Consider the following 21,588-nt stretch of genomic DNA (forward strand, 5'->3'; position numbering starts at 1 on the left):
GAACGGCCAAGTCTCGCATCCCGCCGCGCGCCGCCCCGACGGGCGGGAGGGCCGCCTAGGGGGCGCTGTCGGTGCGCGCCCCTATCGTTCGGGGATGACCACACGGACGTACGCCGCCTTGCTGCGCGGCATCAATGTCGGCGGGCACAAGAAGGTCCCGATGGCCGAGCTGCGCCAGGTCCTGGCCGGGCTCGGCCACACCGGGGTCCGGACCCACCTCCAGAGCGGCAACGCCGTCTTCACCACCGCGCGCGCCGACGCCGACCCGGCCGCTCTCGCCCGGGTGCTGGAGGCGGCGATCGAGGAGCACTTCGGCTTCCGCGTCCCCTGCCTCGTGGTCGACGGCGCCCACCTGCGGGCCGTGGTCGCCGCCTGCCCCTTCCCGGCCGACACGCTGGAGGGCAGGCAGCTGCACGTCACCTTCCTGTCCGGACAGCCCGACGAGGAACGCTTCGCCGCCCTCGACGCGCAGGCCTTCCTCCCCGAGGAGTTCCGCCTCGGCGACCGGGTCGTCTACCTCTACGCCCCCGAGGGCCTCGGCCGCTCCAAGCTGGGCGAGGTCCTGGCCCGCCCGGCCCTGCTCAAGGGCCTCGACGCCACCAGCCGCAACTGGAACACCGTCACCAAGCTCGTCGAACTCACCCAGGAGGAAAGCTAGGGCACGAGGGCGTCCAGCAGCGCCCGTTCCGCCGGGGACAGCGCGATCGAGGCCGCGGCCAGGTTCTCCGCCAGGTGGACGGGCGAACCGGTCCCCGGCGTCGGGCACAGCACCGGGGAGTGGTGCAGCAGCCAGGCCAGGGCGATCTGGCCCGGCCCGGCGCCGTGCGCGGCGGCCACCGCCGCCAGCGCGGCCGACCCGTCGCGGGTCAGCGCCCCGCTGCCGAGCGGGTAGTAGGGGAGGAAGGCGATCCCCTCGGCCTCGCACAGGGCGAGGACGGGCGCGGCCGAACGGTCCAGCAGGTGGAAGGCATTCTGGACGGCGGCCACCGGCTCGCTCTCCAGCGCCAGTGCCAGCTGGTCGGCGCTCACGCTGTCCAGACCGATGTGCCGGATCTTGCCCTCGGCCCGCAACTGCGCCAGCACGCCCAGCTGTTCGGACTCCGGCAGGGCCGGATCGAAGCGGTGCAGCTGGTACAGGTCGATCCGGTCCACCCGCAGCCGCCGCAGACTCGCCTCGCAGGCCGCCCGCAGCTGCTCCGGCCGGCCCGCCACGTGCCACGCGTCCGGACCGGTGCGCACCACCCCGCCCTTGGTGGCGATCACCAGGTCGCCGTCGTACGGGTACAGCGCCTCCGCGATCAGCTCCTCGGCCAGCTCGGGGCCGTAGTTGTCGGCGGTGTCGACGAGGCGGACGCCGCCCGCCACCGCCGCGCGGAGCAGCTCCCGCGCCGCCCCGCGGTCCCCGCGCGTCCCCCAGTACCCGGGGCCGACCAGGCCGCCCGTACCGAAGCCGAGGCGCCGCACCGGCAGGTCCCCGCCCAGACTGAACACCGCGTCCACCATGCCCCGACCGTAACGCAGGGCCCGCGATGTGCCAGGCTCGTCCCATGCGTTACATCATGATCGGCGCGGGCGCGATCGGCGCCACCATCGGCGGGCGGCTCGCGGAGGCGGGCGGCGAGGTCGTCCTCGTCGCGCGCGGCCCGCACGCGGACGCCCTGCGCGCGGACGGGCTGCGGCTCACCACCGCCGACGGCGCCCGCGTGCACCGGCTGCCCGTGGTCACCGGACCGCAGGAACTCGGCGAGCTGCGCCCCGACGACGTCCTCCTGCTGGCCGTCAAGACCCAGGACGCGATCGCCGCGCTCGACGCGTGGGGCGACGCGGAGGTGACCGGCGGCGGCACCGCCGCCCAGCGCCTCGCCCTGGTCTGCGCGCAGAACGGGGTGGAGAGCGAGCGCCTCGCGCTGCGCCGCTTCGACCGGGTCTACGGCCTGTGCGTCTGGCTGCCCGCCACCTTCCTGGAACCCGGCGCGGTCTCGGCCCTCGGCAGCCCGCACACGGGGATCCTGCACCTGGGCCGGGCCGCGGGCGGGGTGGACGCGCGCGCCCGGCGGATCGGCGCCGACCTGGCGGGGGCCGGGTTCGAAACGGTGGTCACCGAGGACGTGATGCGCTGGAAGTACGCGAAGCTGCTGGGCAACCTCGGCAACGCCGTCCAGGCCACCACCGGCCCGGAACCGGACCCCGCCAAGGGGGCCCTGCTGGTGCGGGCGGTCCGCGAGGCGAAGGCCGTCTTCGCCGCCGCCGGGATCGCGTACGCCTCGCCCGCCGAGGAAGCGGCGGCGCGCGACGGCAAGGCGGCCCAGCCGCCCGGAGTGCGCGGCGGCTCGTCCTGGCAGAGCCTGCGCCGCGGCACGGGCAGCATCGAGGCGGACTACCTCAACGGGGAGATCTCCCTGCTGGGCCGGCTGCACGGGATCGCGACCCCCGTCAACGACGTCCTGCGGCGCGCGGCCAACATCTTCGCCCGCGAGGGCCTGCCCCCGGGCTCCATGACCATCGGGGACCTCACCGCCCTCGCCGACGAAGCGCAGGCCCGCGCGTGAGCCGGTACGTCCTGTTCGACGTAGACGGCACCCTGACGACTGCCTCGACAACCAGCGCCGGGTGTCGGCCACTTGGGCGCGCCGGTACGGGCCGGACCCGGCCGGGGCGTACCGAGTCGCGCTGCGCACCCGCCCGAAGCGGCCCCGCACCCGGTGCGCGCAGTTCGAGGTGACGAGCGTCCAGGCGCCGCGGCGGTGACCGAGGGCAAGCCCTCGCCGGCGCCCTGCCCGCGGGCCGCCGAACTGCTCGGCGCGGACCCGCGGGACTGCCTGGTGATCGAGGACGCGCCGCCGGGGGTGCGCGCGGGCCTGGCCGCCGGGACGACCGTGTGGGGGGTCAACACCGCGGACGCGGCGGACGGCGCGCACCGGCACTTCAGCACGCTCGCCGGGGCGGCCCCGGAGATCCTCGCCTTCGCGCGCGGCGCGGCTCAGGCGGTCAGCGCGGGCACGCGGGCGGGGCTCAGCGCCGCCGCGTCGTAGCGGCGCAGCAGCAGCCGGGCCACCTCGGGGGCGGCGCCGAGCACCTCGGCCACCAGGTCGGCCCCGGCCGCCGCGGCGCCCGCCGCGATCCGGTCCGGCAGCCGCCCGGGGGCCAGGACGTACGGCGCCACCACCACCCGGTGGACGCCCTCGGCGCGCAGCGCCCGTACGGCGTCCTCCGTACGGGGCAGTGCCGCGGAGGCGAACGCGGGCCGCACGGCGCACCAGCCGGTGTGCCGCCACTCCCGCGCGATGTCAGCGATCACCGCGATCGCCTCCGGGTCGGAGGAACCGGCGGACGCGAGCACCACGCCGGTGGTCGAACGGTCGGCCGGACGCAGTCCGGCCTCCGCGAGCCGGCGCTCCAGGGCGCCGGTCAGCAGGGGCGAGGGGCCGAGCACGTCGGCCACCCGCACGGACAGCCCGGGCAGCGCGGCCCGGGAGCGCTCCAGCGCCGCCGGGACGTCCGCCTTCGCGTGGAAGGCGCGGGTCAGCAGGAGGGGCAGGGCGACGACGTCCCGCACCCCGTCCGCGTACAGGGCCGCCAGGACCTGCGGCACGGCCGGGGCGTTGAAGTCGAGGAACGCCGTCTCCACCCGCAGCCCGGGCCGCAGCGCCCGCACCCGCCCGGTGAGGGCGTGCACGGTCGCCGCGTGCCGCGGGTCGCGGCTGCCGTGGGCGATGACCAGCAGAACGGGACTCATGGCGGTGTCAGCTCTTGACCAGCAGACCGCGGGTGCGCAGCACCCGGCGCTCCAGCGGACTGAAGATGAGCAGGTCGATGGCGATGCCCACGAGCAGGATCAGGATGATCGCGAGGAACACCCCGGGCATGTCGATGTTGTTGCGGCCGTTCTCCAGCAACTGCCCCAGGCCCAGGCCCAGATCGGGCGACGAGGCGATGATCTCGGCGGCCATCAGCGAGCGCCAGGAGAAGGCCCAGCCCTGCTTGAGGCCGGCGAGGTAGCCGGGCAGCGCCGCCGGCATGACCACGTGCCAGGTGCCCCTGACGCCGGTGGCGCCCAGCGTGCGCCCGGCCCGCAGGAACAGCGGCGGGATCTGGTCGTGGCCCGCGACGAGGCCGTTGGCGATCGAGGGGACCGCGCCGAGCAGGATGACCGCGTACATCATGGAGTCGTTCAGGCCGAGCCAGATGACGGCCGGCGGCACCCACGCCACCGACGGCAGGGACTGCAGGCCCTGGAGGATCGGGCCGATCGCGGCGCGGACGAACTTCACCCGGGCGACCAGCAGGCCGAGCGGGGTGCCGATGGCCAGAGCCAGCAGGAAGCCGAGCAGACCGCGCGACACGCTGGTCCAGACGACCTCCAGCAGGGTGCCCTTGAGCCACATCGCGGACAGGCCGTCCCACACCGCGGACGGCGCGGGCAGCTTGGTCTGGTCGGCGACGTGTGCGGAGACCAGCACCTGCCACACGGCGAGGACCAGGCCGACGGCGATGACCGGCGGCAGGACCTTCTTGACGAGGACCTCGCGCAGCGGCGTGCGGTGGGTCTGGACCGCGTCGAGCGCGTCCAGTCCGGCCTCCAGGCCGGCCAGGTCGTCGCTCGGGGCCTTCGCCGCGGCCGCCTCGGTGATCTCAGTGCTGGCCATGGCGGCGGATCTCCCCACGCAGGTGTTCAGTGATCTCGACGGACAGCTCCGCGACGTCCGGGTCCTCGATGCGGCGCGGCTGCGGGATGCCGACGGTCCACTCCTTGGCGACCCGGCCGGGCCGCGAGGAGAGCAGGACCACGCGCTGCGCGAGCCGGACGGCCTCGCGGACGTTGTGCGTCACGAAGAGGACGGAGAGGTTCGTCTCGGCCCAGATGCGGGTCAGTTCGCCGTGCAGCACGTCGCGGGTGATGGCGTCCAGTGCCGCGAACGGCTCGTCCATCAGCAGCAGCCTGCTGTCCTGGGCCAGCGCCCGGGCGAGCGCCACGCGCTGGCGCATGCCGCCCGACAGCTCGTGGACGCGCTTGCCGTAGGCGCCGCCGAGGCGGACCAGCTCCAGCAGCCGCTCGGCCTCCGGACGGCGCTCGGCCTTGGCCACCCCGCGCAGCCGCAGGGCGAGTTCGATGTTCTTGCCCGCGGTCAGCCACGGGAAGAGGGCGTGCTCCTGGAACATCAGGGCGGGCCGGCCGCCGGGGGTCTCGATGGACCCCGCGGACGGCGCGTCCAGCCCCGCGACCAGGTTGAGCAGGGTGGACTTGCCGCACCCCGAGGCCCCCAGGATGGTGACGAATTCGCCGGGCGCGACATCGAGGCTGATGTCGTCCAGGACGAGCTGCGAACCGGCCGGGCCGGAGAAGGACTTGGAGACGTGCTCGATCCGCGCGGCGTGCGTCGCGGACGCCGTCGCCGCCGTGTCCTCGGCAGCCTTGGCGAGTGTGGTGGCCATGGTCGTCACCTCCTGGGGATCAACTGCGCTGACGGATTACTTGGCGCCGAGACCGGCGTCGGAGACCGCGGGCTTGCCGGCCGCCTTGAGCACCTTGTTCAGGAGCGACAGGTCGTAGATGCCGTTCAGGTCGGGCTGCTCGATGAGCTTGGCCTTGACCGCCCAGTCGGACTCCGTCTTCAGCGTGGCCGCCAGCGGGTCGTCGGTGACCAGGATGCTCGGCCACGCCGGGTCGATGACCTTGGCGTCGAGCTCCTTGCCGCTGAGGGTCTTCAGCGCCGCGTTCGCGGACGCCTTCGCCTTGTCCGGGTTGGCGTTGATCCACTCGTTCGTCTTGACGGTGCCGCGCAGCACGGCCTCGACGACGTCCGCGTGCTCCTTGAGGAACTTCTGCGACACGATGACGTTCGTGATCACGAACTTCTTGTCGGGCCACAGGGAGGTCTCGTCGAGGAGCACGGAGCCACCGTCGGAGACGAGCTTGGAGGCCGTCGGCTCCGGCACCCAGGCGCCGTCGATCGAACCCTGCTTGAAGGCGTCGGGGGTGACCTTGTTGTCCGTACGGACGACGGAGACGTCGCCCTTGCCGGACTCCGGGTCGACCTTCCAGCCCTTCTCCGAGATCCAGTTGAGGAACGCGACGTCCTGCGTGTTCCCCTTCTGCGGGGTGGCGATCTTCTTGCCCTTGAGGTCGTCCAGGGTCTTGATCTTGTCCGGGTTCACGACCAGCTTCACGCCGCCGGAGGCCGAGCCGGAGATGATCCGCAGGTTGGAACCCTTGGACTTCACGTAGCCGTTGATGGACGGCGAGGGGCCGATGAACCCGATGTCGAGGGAGCCGCCGTTGAGGGCTTCGATCTCGGAGGGGCCCGCGTTGAAGGTCTGCGGCTTGATCGCGGTGCCGCCGAGCTCCTTGGCGATCAGGCCCTCCTGGATGCCGACGAGCGCGGTGGCGTGCGTCAGGTTGGGGAAGTAGCCGATGCGGACCTCGGAGGCCGACAGCTTCTCGGCTCCGGCGGGGGCGGCCTTCGCCTGGTCGGCGGCGGGCTCGTCCTTCGCGGCCTCGGAGCCGTAGCCGCAGGAGGCGAGCGCCCCGATCAGCAGGGGCAGTGCGGCGGCGGCGACGGCGCCGCGGCGCAGGCCGTCACGGGAGGGCGCGGTGCGGGTGGTGCGGATGGCAGGCACGGGAGGTGTTCCTCTCGTAGCGTCGTGATCTCACGACGCACGTCTTCGTCTACGGAGCGGGGGCGGGTACGGCTCGTGGAGCGCGTGGGGGGTGTGGGCGCGCAAGCGGTGCGCGTACGTCATCGCGCACATCGCGCCACCCCTCCCTGCCCGCTGCCGAGGACGCCGCTGCCCACGCGGCCGCCCTCTTTCGCGAAGGTCGAGTACATGTCGGTGGTCATGCTCAGAAGTCCCACCCTTCGTCATCCTGGGGGGCCTGGTCGGCGGGCTCGGCCCGGGCGGCAAAGGCCGCCCCCGCCATGCCCGCCGCCAGGGTGGTCCCGTCGGCCGGGTCGATCAGCAGGAAGGACCCGGTACGGCGCGAGGCGGCGTAGGCGTCGAGCGCGAGCGGCTCGGCGGTCCGCACGACCACGCGGCCGATGTCGTTGGCCACCAGCTGCCCGGGCTCCGGGTGCTGGGAGAGGTCGTCCAGGGTCAGCCGCGAGGGGATCTCCTTGACGATCGCCTTGACCGTGCGCGTGGTGTGCTTGAGCAGCACCCGGGCGCCCACGGCCAGCGGCTGGTCGGCCACGTGGCAGACCGTCGCCTCGACGTCCTGCGTGGTGGCCGGGGCGCTCGCGGACGGCGCGATCAGGTCGCCGCGCGAGATGTCGATGTCGTCGCTCAGCCGCAGCGTCACCGACTGCGGGGCCCAGGCGATGTCGACGCTCTCGCCGAGCGCGTCGATCCCCTCGATGGTGCTCGTGCGCCCCGACGGCAGGACGGTGACGGCCTCGCCGACGCGCAGCACGCCGGAGGCGATCTGGCCCGCGTAGCCGCGGTAGTCGGGGTGCTCGGCGCTCTGCGGGCGGATCACGTACTGCACCGGGAAGCGGGCCGGGCAGGCGGTGAGGTCGTGGCTGACCGGGACGGTCTCCAGGTGCTCCAGCACCGTCGGGCCGCCGTACCAGTCCATGTTCGCGGAGGGCTCCACGACGTTGTCCCCGGCCAGCGCGGAGATCGGGATCGCGGTGATCTCCGGGACGCCGAGGCCGGAGGCGTAGGCGGTGAACTCCTCGGCGATCGCCGCGAAGACCTTCTCCGCGTAGCCCACCAGGTCCATCTTGTTGACGGCCAGGACCACGTGCGGCACCCGCAGCAGCGCGGCGACCGCCGCGTGCCGGCGGGTCTGCTCGATCACGCCGTTGCGGGCGTCGACCAGCACCACGGCCAGGTCGGCCGTGGAGGCGCCGGTGACCATGTTCCGGGTGTACTGCACGTGCCCCGGGGTGTCGGCGAGGATGAACCGGCGGCGCGCGGTGGCGAAGTACCGGTAGGCGACGTCGATGGTGATGCCCTGCTCGCGCTCGGCCCGCAGGCCGTCGGTGAGCAGCGCCAGGTCGGGGGTGTCCTGGCCGCGCCGCGCGGACGCCGCCTCGACGGCTTCCAGCTGGTCGGTCAGGATCGACTTGGAGTCGTGCAGGAGGCGCCCGACCAGGGTGGACTTGCCGTCGTCGACGGATCCGGCGGTCGCGAAGCGCAGCAGGGTCGTCGCGGACGGATCGCCCAGGTCGGCGAACTGCTCGGTGGTGGCGGTCATGTCTAGAAGTACCCTTCGCGCTTGCGGTCTTCCATCGCGGCCTCGGACATCTTGTCGTCGGCGCGGGTGGCGCCCCGCTCGGTGAGCCGGGAGGCGGCGATCTCGGCGATCACGGCGTCCAGCGTGGTGGCGTCGGAGTCGACGGCGCCGGTGCAGGACATGTCACCGACGGTGCGGTAGCGGACCAGGCGCGTCTCCGTCGCCTCGCCCTCCTTCGCGCCGCCCCAGTCGCCGGCGGTCAGCCACATGCCGTGCCGCTGGAAGACCTCCCGCTCGTGGGCGAAGTAGATCTGCGGCAGCTCGATGCCCTCGCGGGCGATGTACTGCCACACGTCCAGCTCGGTCCAGTTGGAGAGCGGGAAGACGCGCACGTGCTCGCCCGCCGCGTGCCGGCCGTTGTACAGGTTCCACAGCTCGGGGCGCTGACGGCGCGGGTCCCACTGGGAGAACTCGTCCCGCAGCGAGAACACCCGCTCCTTGGCACGCGCCTTCTCCTCGTCGCGCCGGCCGCCGCCGAACACCGCGTCGAAGCGCAGCCGCTGGATCGCCTCGGTGAGCGGGAGGGTCTGGAGCGGGTTGCGGGTGCCGTCGGGGCGCTCGCGCAGCTTCCCGGCGTCGATGTACTCCTGTACGGACGCCACGTGCAGGCGCAGCCCGTGCTCGGCCACCGTGCGGTCGCGGTACTCCAGCACCTCGGGGAAGTTGTGGCCCGTGTCGACGTGCAGCAGCGTGAAGGGGACCGGCGCGGGCGCGAACGCCTTGAGCGCCAGGTGCAGCATGACGATGGAGTCCTTGCCGCCGGAGAACAGGATCACCGGCTTCTCGAACTCGCCCGCCACCTCGCGGAAGATGTGCACGGCCTCGGACTCGAGGGCGTCCAGGTGGGACAGCGCGTAGGGCGCGTCCGCCTCGGCGTGGACGTGGGCGACCGTGGTGGTCATGCCAGACCCCTCTCGTTGAGCAGCGCGAACAGTGCCGCCGCGGACTCCTGCACCGACTGGGTGTGCGACTCGATCCGCAGGTCCGGTGAGTCCGGGGCCTCGTACGGGTCGTCCACCCCGGTCAGACCGGAGATCTCGCCCGCCGCCTGCTTGGCGTACAGGCCCTTCACGTCGCGCTCCGAGCAGACCTCGACCGGGGTGGCCACGTGGACCTCCAGGTACGTCGTCCCCTCGGCGGCGTGCCGCTTCCGCACCGCCTCCCGGCTGTCCGCGAACGGCGCGATGACCGGGACCAGCGCCTTCACGCCGTTGCGCGCGAGCAGTTCGGCGACGAAGCCGATCCGCTGCACGTTGGTGTGCCGGTCCTCGCGGGTGAAGCCCAGCCCGGCGGAGAGGAACTCGCGGATCTCGTCCCCGTCGAGCACCTCCACCCGGTGGCCCTCGCCGCGCAGCCGCTCGGCCAGCGCGCGGGCGATGGTGGTCTTGCCCGCGCTCGGCAGCCCGGTCAGCCACACGGTGGCGCCCTGGTCGCTCACGCTCATCTGCTCGTTCTCCGTCGGTTCCGTACGGTTCGCGGACTCGGTCATCAGCCGTGCAGTCCGCATTCGGTCTTGCCGCGCCCGGCCCAGCGGCCGGCCCGCGCGTCCTCGCCCGCCGCCACGCGGCGGGTGCAGGGGGCGCAGCCGACGGAGGCGTAGCCGTCCGTCAGCAGCGGGTTGGTCAGTACGCCGTGCTCGGCGACGTAGGCGTCCACGTCGTCCTGGGTCCAGCGGGCGATGGGGGAGACCTTGACCTTGCGCCGCTTCTCGTCCCAGCCGACGACGGGCGTGTGCGCCCGGGTCGGGGACTCGTCGCGGCGCAGCCCGGTCGCCCACGCGTCGTACGCCGTCAGGCCCTCTTCCAGCGGCTTGACCTTGCGCAGCGCGCAGCACAGGTCCGGGTCCCGGTCGTGCAGCCTCGGACCGTACTCGGCGTCCTGCTCGGCGACGCTCTGGCGCGGCGTCAGCGTGATGACCCTGACGTCCATCACGGCCTCGACCGCGTCCCGGGTGCCGATGGTCTCCTCGAAGTGGTAGCCCGTGTCGAGGAAGACCACGTCCACGCCGGGGCGGGCCCGGGAGGCGAGGTGGGCGACCACCGCGTCCTCCATCGAGGAGGTCACGGCGAACCGCGGACCGAAGGTGTCGGCCGCCCAGCGCAGGATGTCCAGCGCAGAGGCGTCCTCCAGGTCACGGCCGGCCCGCTCGGCCAGCTCGCGCAGTTCGGCGGTGCGTGCGTCCTGAACCGTCGTCATATCTCTTCCCCTCCACCACTACCGGTGCGAAGTCCGCGGGACAGCAGCCCGAGGTACTTCAACTGGAAGGCCCGGTTGCAGGACCGGCATTCCCAGGCGCCGTGGCCCTGCTCGTTCGGGAACAGGTCCTCGTCGCCGCAGTACGGGCAGTGGAACGGGGCGGCGCGCTCGCTCATGCCAGGCTCTTCTCGTCTGCGCGCGCGACCCAGGCCGCGAAGCGCTCGCCGCCCTCGCGCTGCTCCTCGAAGCGCGTGACGACCCGCTCGACGTAGTCGGGCAGACCGGTCGCGGTGACCTTGAGGCCGCGGACCTTGCGGCCGAAACCGGCCTCCAGGCCCAGCGCGCCGCCGAGGTGCACCTGGTAGCCCTCGACCTGGTTGCCGTCGTCGTCCAGGACCAGCTGGCCCTTGAGACCGATGTCCGCCACCTGGATACGGGCGCAGGCGTTGGGGCAGCCGTTGATGTTGATGGTGAGCGGCTCGGCGAAGTCCGGCAGACGGCGCTCCAGTTCGTCGATCAGCGAGGCGCCGCGCGCCTTCGTCTCGACGATGGCCAGCTTGCAGAACTCGATGCCGGTGCAGGCCATCGTGCCGCGGCGGAACGGGGACGGCTTGACCCGGAGGTCCAGCGCCTCCAGCGCGGCGACGAGGGAGTCCACCTGGTCCGCCTCGATGTCCAGCACGACCATCTTCTGCTCGGCGGTGGTGCGCAGCCGGCCCGAGCCGTGGCGCTCGGCCACGTCCGCGATCTTCGTCAGGGTGGCGCCGTCCACGCGGCCGACCCGGGGGGCGAAGCCGACGTAGAACCGGCCGTCCTGCTGCTGGTGCACGCCGACGTGGTCGCGCCACTGGCCGGTGGGCTGCTCGGGGGCGGGGCCGTCGGTCAGCTTGCGCTGCAGGTACTCGTCCTCCAGCACCTGGCGGAACTTGGCCGGGCCCCAGTCGGCGACGAGGAACTTCAGCCGGGCGCGGGTGCGCAGGCGGCGGTAGCCGTAGTCGCGGAAGATCGAGATGACGCCCTCGTAGACGTCCGGGACCTCGTCCAGCGAGACCCAGGTGCCCAGGCGCACACCGAGCTTGGGGTTGGTGGAGAGGCCGCCGCCGACCCAGACGTCGAAGCCGGGGCCGTGCTCGGGGTGGTTCACGCCGACGAAGGCGACGTCGTTGATCTCGTGCGCCACGTCGAGCAGCGGCGAGCCGGAGACGGCCGACTTGAACTTGCGGGGCAGGTTGGAGAAGTCCTTGTTGCCCACGATCCGGCGGTAGATCTCCTCGATGGCGGGGGTGCCGTCGATGATCTCGTCCTTGGCGATGCCGGCGACCGGCGAGCCGAGGATGACGCGGGGGCAGTCACCGCAGGCCTCGGTGGTCGACAGGCCGACCGCCTCCAGGCGGCGCCAGATCTCGGGGACGTCCTCGATGCGGATCCAGTGGTACTGCACGTTCTGCCGGTCGGTGAGGTCGGCGGTGCCGCGGGCGAACTCCTGCGAGACCTCGCCGATCACGCGCAGCTGCTCGGTCGTCAGGCGGCCGCCGTCGATGCGGACGCGGAGCATGAAGTACTCGTCGTCCAGCTCCTCCGGCTCCAGGATCGCGGTCTTGCCGCCGTCGATCCCGGGCTTGCGCTGGGTGTAGAGGCCCCACCAGCGCATCCGGCCGCGCAGGTCGTTGGGGTCGATCGAGTCGAAGCCGCGCTTGGAGTAGATCGTCTCGATGCGTGTCCGCACGTTGAGACCGTCGTCGTCCTTCTTGAACTGCTCGTTGCCGTTGAGGGGCGTGTGGTGGCCGACGGCCCACTGGCCCTCGCCGCGGTGGCGGCCGGGCTTGCGGCGCGCGGCTGCGGGGGCGGCTGCGGGCGTTTCGGGGGTGGCGGCCATGGCGGTACGTCCTTCTGTGGCGGCTCGAAGCAGGGGCGGGCGGAGCGGCGTTGCCCCACGGCTTCGACCTGCGGTGATGCGCGTCGGTGCGCGGACAGGTGCGGCGGATCGCGCCCCCCTTCGCCGGTGGGCGGGGGCGGTTCTCGGCCTGCGGGGGCTTGCGGAATCGGCGCGTCCGCGGAGGCGGCGGCGACGAGGTGCGGCGGGGCTGGTTCCGTCAGCTCGCCGGACAGATGGCGCTGGACATGCGGCCGAGGTCGACGTGCCGCCGACTCACCAAGGCAATTCCAGCTCCATTCATGGCGGAAGCGTGGCATGGGCCTGTTGGAGGAGTCCACTACTGTCCAGCATCCGGACGAATGCGTCCCGCATCCCGAGACGTGTGTCCCGGGTCACGTCCCGGGGCCGAGCCGGGCCGCGCCCGTCGGACACCGCCCCGGGCCCCGGCGGCGCGAAGGGCCTGGGAGCGGAGCGGCTCCGCAGTCCGAGCGTCCGCGCCGCCGGGTCCGCGGTCGTGCCTCCGGCGGCGCCTCAAACGCCGGCGAGGCTGGATTGCCGCCCATGGCGGTCCGGTCACGGCACGGGGGTGGCTGGCCGGGCCGAGCCCCGTGGAGCCTCCGGCGGCGCCTCAAACGCCGACGAGGCTGGGGAGGGTGCGCTGCAACCGGGGGCTGCTCAGGCCGATCACCGGGGCCGGCCACCCCCAGCCCCGCCGGCGTTTGAGGCGCCCCCGGAGGGCAGTTCGGGCGGGCGTCCGCGGAGGTCCCCGGCTCCCCAGCCTCGTCGGTGGGGAGCCCCCGGCCACGCCAGCCTCGCCGGCGTTTGAGGCGCCCCCGGAGGGGAGGCCGGGCCGCGGCCGGGGTGTCGACCGGCGCTCCCCCGTCAGGGGATGCGGGGCCCCGGGGCCAGGGGGAACGGGCGCACCCCGCCAGGGGTCAGGCACCCCCGCCAGGGGTCAGGCGCCCGGCCAGGGGCCCGGGGTCGGAGTGGCGGGCTTGGGTTCGGTTTCCGTGCGGAAGAGGCGGAACCCCCGCCGCAGGTAGTTGTCCATGGCCGTCGGCCCGTCCTGGCTGCACGTGTGCAGCCACACCCGCTTCGTCGGCTCACGCTCCGGCCAGCGGACCGCCAGGTCCCACGCCCGGGCCACCCCCACCGACAGCAGGTGCCCGCCGATCCGCCGCCCCCGGAAGTCCGGCAGCAGGCCGAAGTACACGATCTCCACCACACCGTCGTCCTGCGGGTCGAACTCCACGTACCCCGCCGGCGTCCCCCGGTCGTAGGCCACCCAGGTCTCCACCCCCGGACGCCCCAGCTGCTCCACCCACTGCGCCCGGGTCAGCGACAGCCGGTCCGTCCAGTGGATGTCACCGCCCACCGACGCGTACAGGAAGCGGCTGAACTCGGGCGAGGGGACCTCCGCACGCGAGATCGTGATCTCGAAACCTGGAACGGCCGCCGGAACGAGGTCGTCCGGCGAGGTCATCTCCAGGGACCAGGTGGTGAGGGTGAGGGTGCTCATGCAGGTCAGGGAATCACATCCCCGGCCCGCCGCGCCCTGGCCACCGCCGGGGCGCTGGAATGCGGCAGGAGGTCGGCGGGCCGCTCCGGCCGGACCACCTCCACCTCCACGTCCTCCGCGAACCGGTACGGCCGGTGCGTCAGCACCCCGGCCAGGTGGCGCCGTACCCGCGACATCTCGGCCCGCACCGTCACCGTCCGCGTCGCGTCCCCGAACAGCTCCAGCGCCAGCTCCGCCGCCGACCGCCCCCGCGGGCTGTCCGCCAGCAGGAACAGCAGCTCCGCGTGGCGCGGGCTCAGCTCCTGGGTCCAGCTGCCCGCCGCCCCGTAGACCGTCGCCGACCAGGCCCGCGGCCGGCTCAGGTCCAGTACGACCCGGCCCGCCGCCGCGCCCGTACGGGCCTCCGCGACCCGCAGCAGCCAGCCGCCCGGCAGCGGCTCCACCACGCAGTCGCCCAGCTGCGGAACCCACTGCCGGCCCGGTCCGAAGGACTTCGCCAGCGACACCCGCTCCACCGGCGCCAGCCCGGTGACCGCGGCCATCCAGCCGTGCGGATCCACCGCCAGCGCCCGCCCCGGCAGCCGCGCCAGCAGCGGAGCCGCCACCGCCCGCAGCCCCTCCAGGGACTCCAGGTGGCGGATCCGCAGCTCCCGCTCCGCCAGCCGCGCCACCGAGGCCACCCAGGTCAAGGTGGCCGGGTGCATGGTGGCCAGCGGCCCGCTGACGTCGATCACGCCCAGCAGCTGCCCGTCGCGCGGATCGTGAACGGGCGCGCCCGCGCACGTCCAGTCGTGGTGACTGGAGACGAAGTGCTCCGCCGAGAACACCTGGACGGGCCGCCGCGTGACCAGGGCGGTGCCGACCCCGTTGGTGCCGACCACCGCCTCGTCCCAGTGCGCGCCCACCCCGAAGCCCAGCCGGTCCGCCCGGCGCAGTATCGAGGCGGCGCCCTCCCGCCACAGCAGCCGCCCGTCCGCGTCGGCGATCACCATGATGTGCAGCGCTTCGTCCAGGGCGGGCAGCAGCCCCTCGCGCAGCACCGGAAGCAGCGTCCGCAGCGGCGACACCTGCCGCCGCTCCTCCGTCTCGGCGGCCGACAGCATCCGCGAGCGGGCGTCCCGGTCGGGGTGCACCCCGACCTCCATCATCCGCCGCCACGAGGCGGCGATCTCGGGGCGCGGCGCGGCGGGCGGCCGGTCCCCGGCGAGCGCCGCCGCCCGGACGCCCCTGAGCAGCCGGGCCGCGGCGCGCGCGTCCATGGCCGCGAGCCGCGCCACGTCGACCGCGCCCCCCGCGGTACCCGAGCCGCCTGCAGTGGTTGCCACAGGATCCTCCTGAATGAAGCCGGGCCGTGCGTTGTGGACTGCCGCGCGGGCCGGCGCGACGCCGTACGGATCACACCGCCGCCCGCGCCACTGGCCCCACAGCGGACCCACAGGTTGCAACGGTACGCAACCCTCGCCAAGTGCCGGTCGCCCGACCGAAACTGTGCGTCACGCCGACAGGCGGCGTGAAGGCTCCTCCTCGGGGCTGCCCGGAGCAGGCGTGGTGCCGAGTCGGCGCGGCGCCGCCCTGCTGCGGAGACGGGCCGGATCCGGCTCGGAGTGGTTTGGGGACCGCTCCTAGCCCGTGATCCGCGCCCGTTCGACCACCGCGCCCAGGTCGAGGCTGTGCGGCAGCGTCCCGAAAGCGGCCCCCCAGTCCCCGCCCAGGCGCGAGGCGCAGAAGGCGTCGGCGACCGCGGGCGGCGCCCAGCGCACCAGCAGGGAGCCCTGCAGGACCAGCGCCATCCGCTCCACCACGCGCCGGGCCCGCGCCTCGATCCCCTCCAGGTCGGCCAGCTCGGTCAGCAGGTCCTTGACCGCCGCGTCGAGGCGGTGGTCCGCGCCCCGGGCGAGGCCGACCTCCTGGAGGAACGCGTTCAGCGCCTGCGGTTCGCGCTGGAGCGCCCGCAGCACGTCCAGCGCCTGCACGTTGCCCGAGCCCTCCCAGATCGAGTTCAGCGGGGACTCGCGCAGCAGCCGCGGCAGCCCGGACTCCTCGACGTACCCGTTGCCGCCCAGGCACTCCAGCGCCTCCGCGACGGCCGGGGTGCAGCGCTTGGTCACCCAGTACTTCGCGGTGGGGACGGCGATCCGCAGGAAGGCGCGCTCCTGCTCGGTGCCCGCGTCGTACGCCGCCGCCAGCCGCAGCGTCAGCACGGTCGCCGCCTCCGACTCCACGGCCAGGTCCGCCAGCACGTTGCGCATCAGCGGCTGGTCGAAGAGCTTCGCTCCGAAAGCGGAGCGGTGCTCCGCGTGGTGCACGGCCTGCGTCAGCGCCTGCCGGATCAGCGAGGCCGACCCGATCACGCAGTCCAGCCGGGTAGCGGCGACCATCTCGATGATGGTGCGCACCCCCCGGCCCTCCTCGCCCACCCGTCGGGCCCAGGTCCCGTCGAACTCGACCTCGCTCGACGCGTTCGACCGGTTGCCGAGCTTGTCCTTCAGCCGCTGGATCGCGAACACGTTCCGCGTCCCGTCCGCCAGCACCCGCGGCACCAGGAAGCAGGTCAGCCCGCCCGGCGCCTGCGCCAGGACGAGGAAGCCGTCGCACATCGGGGCCGAGCAGAACCACTTGTGCCCGGTCAGCAGGTACTCGCCGGACGCGTCCAGCGCCACCGCCCGCGTCGTGTTGGCGCGCACGTCGCTGCCGCCCTGCTTCTCGGTCATCCCCATGCCGAAGAGGACGCCCGGCTTCTGCGCGGCCGGCCGCAGGCCCGGGTCGTAGACGTGCGAGGTGAGCCGCGGCTCCCACTCGGCGGCCAGCTCCGGATCCGCGCGCAGCGCGGGCACCGCCGCGTGCGTCATGGAAACCGGGCAGCCGTGCCCGGACTCGGCCTGCGACCAGACGAAGAACCCGGCGGCGCGTCGCAGGTGCCCCGCCTCCCGCCCCCAGGCGTCGGTCAGCCCGGCGCTCACCGCGCGGTCGAGCAGCCGGTGCCAGGAAGGGTGAAAGTCCACTTCGTCGATCCGGTTCCCATACCGGTCGTGTGTGCGGAGCTTCGGTGGGTTCTCGTTCGCCTGGGCACCCCATTCCTGGGCCTGCGCGGAGCCCGCGGCGAGCCCGAGCGCGGTGAGTTCTTCCCTTGCCTCCCTGCGGAGTTCGGGGGCGAGGTGCCGCTCCACGCCCTCCGTGAGGGCGCGGTCGCCCCCGTAGACGTCGTGCCCGACCAGGGGTGGTGCCTGGTTGCTGACTGTGTGGGTGGTGGCTGCCATGCCGATACGGTAAGGAGGTGCAGCCAGCAAATGAAACACCCGAGCGGCCTCCGGGGCGGCTCCACCGGGCCAGGGCCCTCTACCGCAACGTCTCCAAGCGCAAGATGGCCTGGCTGCTGCTCAAGGACACGGTCAATTCGTGCATCGAGTACCGGATCCTGGGACTCGCGGCCGAAGCGGCGTTCTTCACGCTGCTCTCGCTGCCGCCGCTGTTCCTGGGCCTGCTCGGGCTGGTCGGCTACGTGGACGGCTGGAGCGGCACCACCTCGGTCCAGAGCATCGAGGAGAACATCCTGCGGGCGGTCGGCACCGTGCTCTCCGACCGGGGCGTCAACGACATCGCGCGGCCCATGCTGGACGACGTGACCCGCCAGGCCCGCCCCGACCTGATCTCGCTCGGCTTCGCCTTCGCCTTGTGGTCGGGCTCGCGCGCCGTCAACGTCTTCGTCGACACCATCACCGTCATGTACGGGCTCGACGGCCAGCGCGGCATCGTCAAGACCCGGCTGCTGGCCTTCGTGCTGTATGTCGTCGCACTCCTGGTCGGCTCGATCGTGCTGCCGCTGCTCGTGGCGGGCCCGGACGCCGTGGTGCGGTGGGTGCCCTGGGGGACGGAGGTGGTGGCGGTGCTGTACTGGCCGACCGTCACCCTGCTGTCGATCGTCTTCCTGACCACGCTCTACCACGTGTCCGTACCGGTGCGCTCGCCGTGGATCGAGGACGTGCCGGGGGCGCTGGTCGCCCTGGCCATGTGGGTGCTCGGGTCCTTCCTCCTGCGGATCTACCTCACGAACACGGTCGAGGGACCGACGATCTACGGCTCCCTGGCCGCGCCCGTCGCCATCCTGCTCTGGATCGGCATCTCGGCCTTCGCCGTCCTCGTGGGGGCCGCCGTCAACGCGGCGATCGACCGCGTCTGGCCGTCCGTGGCGACGGCGGCGGCCCGCGAGGCCAACGAGCGGGTGCGGGAGGCCGAGGCCGCCCAGCTGATCGCCCGCGCGGCCGCCTGGCGGGCCCTGGCCGAGGGCGAGTCGGAGGACGACGAGGACGCGGGCATGCCGTCCGAGTTCCCCGAACGCTGGTCCAAGTTCCTGCCGCCGGAGGACTACTCCTCCCGGCTGCGCAAGCACTAGCCGCGCGGGCACTTGCAAGTCTCCCCCCGCGCCCGGGGCATTGAAATAAAAAGGGTTGGCGCGGGGGCGCGGGCGCGCGCTACCGTGAAGCCGTTCACGCCGAGTGGACCGGAGCCGCTGCGTGCGGATCCGCACGTCACAGGAGGTGAGTCCATTGATGACTGTCGTCGAGCAGGGCACTGCCCGCACTCAGGAGTTCATCAATCTCATTCCTGTGGTCTCCGGCTGACCTTCACCGCACTTCCGCGCGCAGCGCGCGCGTCCTGCCGGGGCCACCCTGTGAAGGGTTTCCCTTGTCTTCCTCTGCCTTCCCGCAGATCGCTTCCCTCTCCCACGCCCTCGGCGCCTACGGCTGGGACGACGCCTGGGCCGCCGAGTTCGCACCGTACGCCGAGCAGGGCCTCGTGCCCGGCCGCGTCGTCCGGGTCGACCGCGGCCAGTGCGACGTCATGACCGCGGACGGGATCGTCCGCGCCGACACCGCCTTCGTCACCCCGCACGACCCGTTGCGGGTCATCTGTACCGGTGACTGGGCCGCCGTCGAGGCGGCCGGCAACCCCCGGTACGTCAAGGCGTACCTGCCGCGCCGGACCGCGTTCGTACGGTCCACCTCCTCGCAGCGCTCCGAGGGGCAGATCCTCGCGGCCAACGTCGACCACGCGATCATCGCGGTGTCGCTCGCCGTCGAGCTGGACCTCGGCCGCATCGAGCGCTTCCTCGCCCTCGCGTGGGAGTCCGGCGCGCAGCCGCTGGTCGTCCTGACCAAGGCGGACCTGGTCCCGGACCCCGTCACCGTCGCGCACCTCGTGGAGGACGTGGAGACCGCGGCGCCGGGCGTCGGCGTCCTCACCGTCTCCTCCGTCACCGGCGAGGGTACGGACGTCCTCACCGCCATCGTCGCCTCCGGGACCAGCGTGCTGCTCGGCATCTCGGGCGCGGGCAAGTCCACCCTGGCGAACGCGCTGCTCGGCGAGGAGGTCATGGCGGTGCGGGCCGCCCGTGACGTCGACGGCAAGGGCCGCCACACCACGACGACCCGCAACCTGCTCGCCCTGCCGGAGGGCGGGGTCCTGATCGACACCCCGGGCCTGCGCGGCGTCGGCCTCTTCGACGCGGAGGCGGGCGTGGGGCAGGTGTTCTCCGAGATCGAGGAGTACGCCGCCCGGTGCCGCTTCCACGACTGCGCGCACGAGGCGGAGCCGGGGTGCGCGGTGCTGCGGGCGGTGGAGGAGGGGGCGCTGCCGGAGCGGCGGCTGGAGAGCTACCGGAAGCTGCTGCGGGAGAACCAGCGGATCGTGGCGAAGACGGATGCGCGGCTCCGCTCCGAGATCCGCCGCGACTGGCGCATCAAGTCGGCCGAGGGCCGCGCCAACTACGCCGCCAAACGAGGCGGCCGCCCCTGACTCCCCGCCCCGGGGGCCCCCATCCGGGGGGCTGGGGTGCCGGGGCCGCACATCCAGCCTCGCCGGGGCTGGGGGTGCCGGGCCGCTTGGCCCCTTTCGCCGACGGGGGTGCATATCCAGCCCCGCCGGCGTTTGAGGCGCCCCCGGAGGGCCCCCGACCCGCACGGCGGGGCCGGATCAGCCACGAGGCAACCCCGCCGGGGGACCGGGTGGTCGGCCGAGCCCTCACCCCGACCTCGGCCGGTCGTGCCCTCCGGGGGTGCCTCAAACGCCGGCGAGGCTGGGATGGCGGGGCTGGCCCCGGGCCTCTCAAGCGCTGGTGGGGCTGGGATGGCGGGGCTGGCCCCGGGCCTCTCAAGCGCCGGCGAGGCTGGGATGGCGGCGCTGGCCGCGGGCCGCCTCAAGTGCCGGCGGGGCTGGGGGTGGTCGCCACCACCGCCAGCCACGCCCCGGTCACCAGGAGGCACGCGAAAAGCTCCACCAGCACGCTCGTCCCCACCGCCCGCATGACCGCCCGCAGCGAGGTCACCGCCTCGCCATGGGTGCCCAGGCGGCGCCGCTCGCAGAGGTAGATGCCGCCCATGAAACCCGGCACCGCGCCCAGCACCGGCACCAGGACGAAGCCGAGGAAGGCGCCCGTGCCCGCGTACACCGCCATCCGCCGGGTGACGCCCACCCCCCGCAGCCGCCGCGGCGGGAGCTGCCACTTCACCACCTGGACCACCAGCAGCAGCGCCGTGGCCGACACCAGCAGCGACCACGCGGGCGCGGTCCGCTCGTGCATCGCCCACCACAGCACGCCCGCCCAGACCAGCAGGGTCCCCGGGACGCCGGGCACCAGCACCCCGAGCACCCCGAGCAGCAGCACCAGGCCCACCAGGAGCAGCTGAGGCAGATCCATCTGATCAGCGTGACCGACCGGGGGCTATCGGGCCACCCAGCCCCGTTCGTACGCGTGCCAGCCCAGCTGCATCCGGGTCGTGACCCCGGCACTCTCCATCAGGCCCTTGACCCGCCGCTGCACCGTCCGCAGCCCCAGCTCCAGGTGTTTCGCCACGCTCGCGTCGGTCATCCCCACCAGCAGCAGCGAGAGGATCTCCAGGTCCGTGGCGTCCGGGCCGCCGCCCGACTCGTCGATCCCGCCGCCCGCCCCCAGCCGCAGCGGGAGCGCCTCCCGCCACACCGCCTCGAAGAGCCCCATCAGGGATTCCAGCAGGCCCGACGCGTGCACCACCAGCGCCGCCGGTTCCGCGGTGCGGGCCGTCAGCGGCACCATCGCCAGGCTCCGGTCCGCGATCACCAACTTCGTCGGGACCTCTCCCGTCACCCGGACCCGCTCGCCCCGGCCCAGCGCCGTCGAGGCCTCCCGCAGCCCCCTCGGCAGGGTCAGCACCTCGCGCTCGATCACCACCCGGTAGTCGACCCCGCGCACGGCGGCCCGTTCCTCCGCCTCGTTCTCCGTGCCCGTCATCACCTGCGGCCGGCCGGTGACCAGCGCGCACACCTCCTCCACCGCGCCCAGCTGGAGCTGCACGAAGCGGTGCGCCACCGCGCTCGCGCCCGTCACCACCTCCACCAGGTCGTGCACCGCCGGCTCCGCCGCCTCCGCGCGGTACTCCTCGGCCAGCAGGACCGCGGCCAGCTCCGCCTGCTCCAGCTCGTGCCGCTGCTGGGTGAGCAGCGCCCCCAGCGCCACCCCGGGCGGTGCGGCCACCCAGCGGCCGGGGCGGGCCGAGGACTGCGCGGCCAGGCCGTGGCGCTCCAGGTGCCGCAGGGCCCGTTCGGTCTGCGGCACCGGCAGGGCCAGCCGGTGGGCGAGGTCCGGTACCTCCGCCGCCCCCAGCGCGACCAGCGCGCGGTACGCCGACTCCTGGCCCTCGTCCAGGCCTATGGCACCCAGCAACCCGTCCACCCCACTCTCCACCCGGTCCCAGGCCGCCCCCGCTCTGGCGGGAAACGGCCACGGCG

22 protein-coding genes are annotated in these 21,588 nt (G+C 73.6%); 5 read left to right on the forward strand and 17 right to left on the reverse strand.

The features are described 5' to 3' along the window. Positions 1-94 precede the first annotated feature (94 nt). On the forward strand, positions 95-658 hold the full coding sequence (locus ABZY31_RS06680) for a DUF1697 domain-containing protein (protein ID WP_356405522.1): 564 nt from the start codon (positions 95-97) through the stop codon (positions 656-658). On the opposite strand, the gene ABZY31_RS06685 is transcribed toward ABZY31_RS06680, so the two are convergent. Further along, on the reverse strand, positions 655-1,503 hold the full coding sequence (locus ABZY31_RS06685) for an aldo/keto reductase (protein WP_356405524.1): 849 nt from the start codon (positions 1,501-1,503) through the stop codon (positions 655-657). The genes ABZY31_RS06680 and ABZY31_RS06685 overlap by 4 nt on opposite strands. Before the next feature lie 44 nt (positions 1,504-1,547). On the opposite strand from ABZY31_RS06685, the gene ABZY31_RS06690 reads away from it, so the two are divergent. Further along, positions 1,548-2,549: a 2-dehydropantoate 2-reductase N-terminal domain-containing protein gene (locus tag ABZY31_RS06690; protein WP_356405526.1), complete on the forward strand. Its 1,002-nt coding sequence runs from the start codon at positions 1,548-1,550 to the stop codon at positions 2,547-2,549. Positions 2,550-2,744: 195 nt separating this feature from the next. Then, the gene (locus ABZY31_RS06695) at positions 2,745-3,032 is read left to right on the forward strand and encodes an HAD family phosphatase (protein ID WP_356405528.1); all 288 of its coding nucleotides are present in this window, start codon (positions 2,745-2,747) and stop codon (positions 3,030-3,032) included. Here ABZY31_RS06695 and ABZY31_RS06700 read toward each other — a convergent pair. The 14 genes from ABZY31_RS06700 to ABZY31_RS06765 form a co-directional block, all read right to left on the reverse strand. Then, positions 2,981-3,736 (reverse strand): sirohydrochlorin chelatase, encoded by a 756-nt coding sequence (locus ABZY31_RS06700; RefSeq protein ID WP_356405530.1) that lies wholly within the window; start codon positions 3,734-3,736, stop codon positions 2,981-2,983. The two genes, ABZY31_RS06695 and ABZY31_RS06700, sit on opposite strands and share 52 nt — an antisense overlap. A 7-nt stretch (positions 3,737-3,743) precedes the next feature. Further along, the gene (locus ABZY31_RS06705) at positions 3,744-4,646 is read right to left on the reverse strand and encodes an ABC transporter permease (protein WP_356405532.1); all 903 of its coding nucleotides are present in this window, start codon (positions 4,644-4,646) and stop codon (positions 3,744-3,746) included. Then, entirely contained in the window at positions 4,633-5,433 is an 801-nt protein-coding gene (locus ABZY31_RS06710; RefSeq protein WP_356405534.1) for an ABC transporter ATP-binding protein, read from the reverse strand. Before ABZY31_RS06710 ends, ABZY31_RS06705 begins: the two co-directional genes overlap by 14 nt. Positions 5,434-5,469: 36 nt before the next feature. Beyond that, entirely contained in the window at positions 5,470-6,618 is a 1,149-nt protein-coding gene (locus tag ABZY31_RS06715; protein ID WP_356405535.1) for an aliphatic sulfonate ABC transporter substrate-binding protein, read from the reverse strand. Between the two features lie 223 nt (positions 6,619-6,841). Then, positions 6,842-8,197: a GTP-binding protein gene (locus ABZY31_RS06720; RefSeq protein ID WP_356405537.1), complete on the reverse strand. Its 1,356-nt coding sequence runs from the start codon at positions 8,195-8,197 to the stop codon at positions 6,842-6,844. 2 nt (positions 8,198-8,199) lie between these two features. Continuing rightward, positions 8,200-9,138, reverse strand: a complete 939-nt coding sequence (gene cysD, locus ABZY31_RS06725; protein WP_356405539.1) for a sulfate adenylyltransferase subunit CysD — start codon at positions 9,136-9,138, stop codon at positions 8,200-8,202. Continuing rightward, positions 9,135-9,680 carry an adenylyl-sulfate kinase gene (gene cysC, locus ABZY31_RS06730; RefSeq protein WP_356405654.1) on the reverse strand — a complete coding sequence of 182 codons (546 nt, stop codon included), beginning with the start codon at positions 9,678-9,680 and terminating at the stop codon, positions 9,135-9,137. The genes cysD and cysC overlap by 4 nt, the downstream gene beginning before the upstream one ends. 44 nt (positions 9,681-9,724) lie before the next feature. Next, a complete protein-coding gene (locus ABZY31_RS06735; RefSeq protein WP_356405541.1) occupies positions 9,725-10,432 on the reverse strand; it encodes a phosphoadenylyl-sulfate reductase in 708 nt (235 codons plus the stop codon). Then, positions 10,429-10,608 carry a hypothetical protein gene (locus ABZY31_RS06740; RefSeq protein ID WP_356405543.1) on the reverse strand — a complete coding sequence of 60 codons (180 nt, stop codon included), beginning with the start codon at positions 10,606-10,608 and terminating at the stop codon, positions 10,429-10,431. Before ABZY31_RS06740 ends, ABZY31_RS06735 begins: the two co-directional genes overlap by 4 nt. Further along, on the reverse strand, positions 10,605-12,308 hold the full coding sequence (locus ABZY31_RS06745; RefSeq protein WP_356405545.1) for a nitrite/sulfite reductase: 1,704 nt from the start codon (positions 12,306-12,308) through the stop codon (positions 10,605-10,607). Before ABZY31_RS06745 ends, ABZY31_RS06740 begins: the two co-directional genes overlap by 4 nt. Before the next feature lie 217 nt (positions 12,309-12,525). Beyond that, on the reverse strand, positions 12,526-12,609 hold the full coding sequence (locus ABZY31_RS06750; RefSeq protein WP_309550570.1) for a putative leader peptide: 84 nt from the start codon (positions 12,607-12,609) through the stop codon (positions 12,526-12,528). Positions 12,610-13,263: 654 nt separating this feature from the next. Next, positions 13,264-13,827, reverse strand: a complete 564-nt coding sequence (locus ABZY31_RS06755) for a GNAT family N-acetyltransferase (RefSeq protein WP_356405547.1) — start codon at positions 13,825-13,827, stop codon at positions 13,264-13,266. A 5-nt stretch (positions 13,828-13,832) separates the two neighbouring features. Beyond that, entirely contained in the window at positions 13,833-15,086 is a 1,254-nt protein-coding gene (locus ABZY31_RS06760) for a GAF domain-containing protein (protein WP_356405656.1), read from the reverse strand. Positions 15,087-15,449: 363 nt separating this feature from the next. After that, a complete protein-coding gene (locus tag ABZY31_RS06765) occupies positions 15,450-17,084 on the reverse strand; it encodes an acyl-CoA dehydrogenase family protein (RefSeq protein WP_356405549.1) in 1,635 nt (544 codons plus the stop codon). A gap of 17 nt (positions 17,085-17,101) precedes the next feature. Here ABZY31_RS06765 and ABZY31_RS06770 point away from each other — a divergent pair, with 17 nt between their 5' ends. Together ABZY31_RS06770 and rsgA are read left to right on the forward strand one after the other, a co-directional pair. Next, positions 17,102-18,217 (forward strand): YihY/virulence factor BrkB family protein, encoded by a 1,116-nt coding sequence (locus ABZY31_RS06770; protein WP_356405550.1) that lies wholly within the window; start codon positions 17,102-17,104, stop codon positions 18,215-18,217. Between the two features lie 293 nt (positions 18,218-18,510). Next, positions 18,511-19,620, forward strand: coding sequence for a ribosome small subunit-dependent GTPase A (rsgA, locus tag ABZY31_RS06775; protein WP_356405552.1), 1,110 nt, complete (start codon positions 18,511-18,513; stop codon positions 19,618-19,620). A 400-nt stretch (positions 19,621-20,020) separates the two neighbouring features. On the opposite strand, the gene ABZY31_RS06780 is transcribed toward rsgA, so the two are convergent. Then, entirely contained in the window at positions 20,021-20,521 is a 501-nt protein-coding gene (locus ABZY31_RS06780; RefSeq protein ID WP_356405554.1) for a DUF456 domain-containing protein, read from the reverse strand. A gap of 24 nt (positions 20,522-20,545) precedes the next feature. Continuing rightward, positions 20,546-21,523 (reverse strand): helix-turn-helix domain-containing protein, encoded by a 978-nt coding sequence (locus ABZY31_RS06785; RefSeq protein ID WP_356405658.1) that lies wholly within the window; start codon positions 21,521-21,523, stop codon positions 20,546-20,548. Positions 21,524-21,588 lie beyond the last annotated feature (65 nt).

Origin of the sequence: Streptomyces sp. NPDC006529, assembly GCF_040611795.1 — a bacterium.
Taxonomy (GTDB): domain Bacteria; phylum Actinomycetota; class Actinomycetes; order Streptomycetales; family Streptomycetaceae; genus Streptomyces.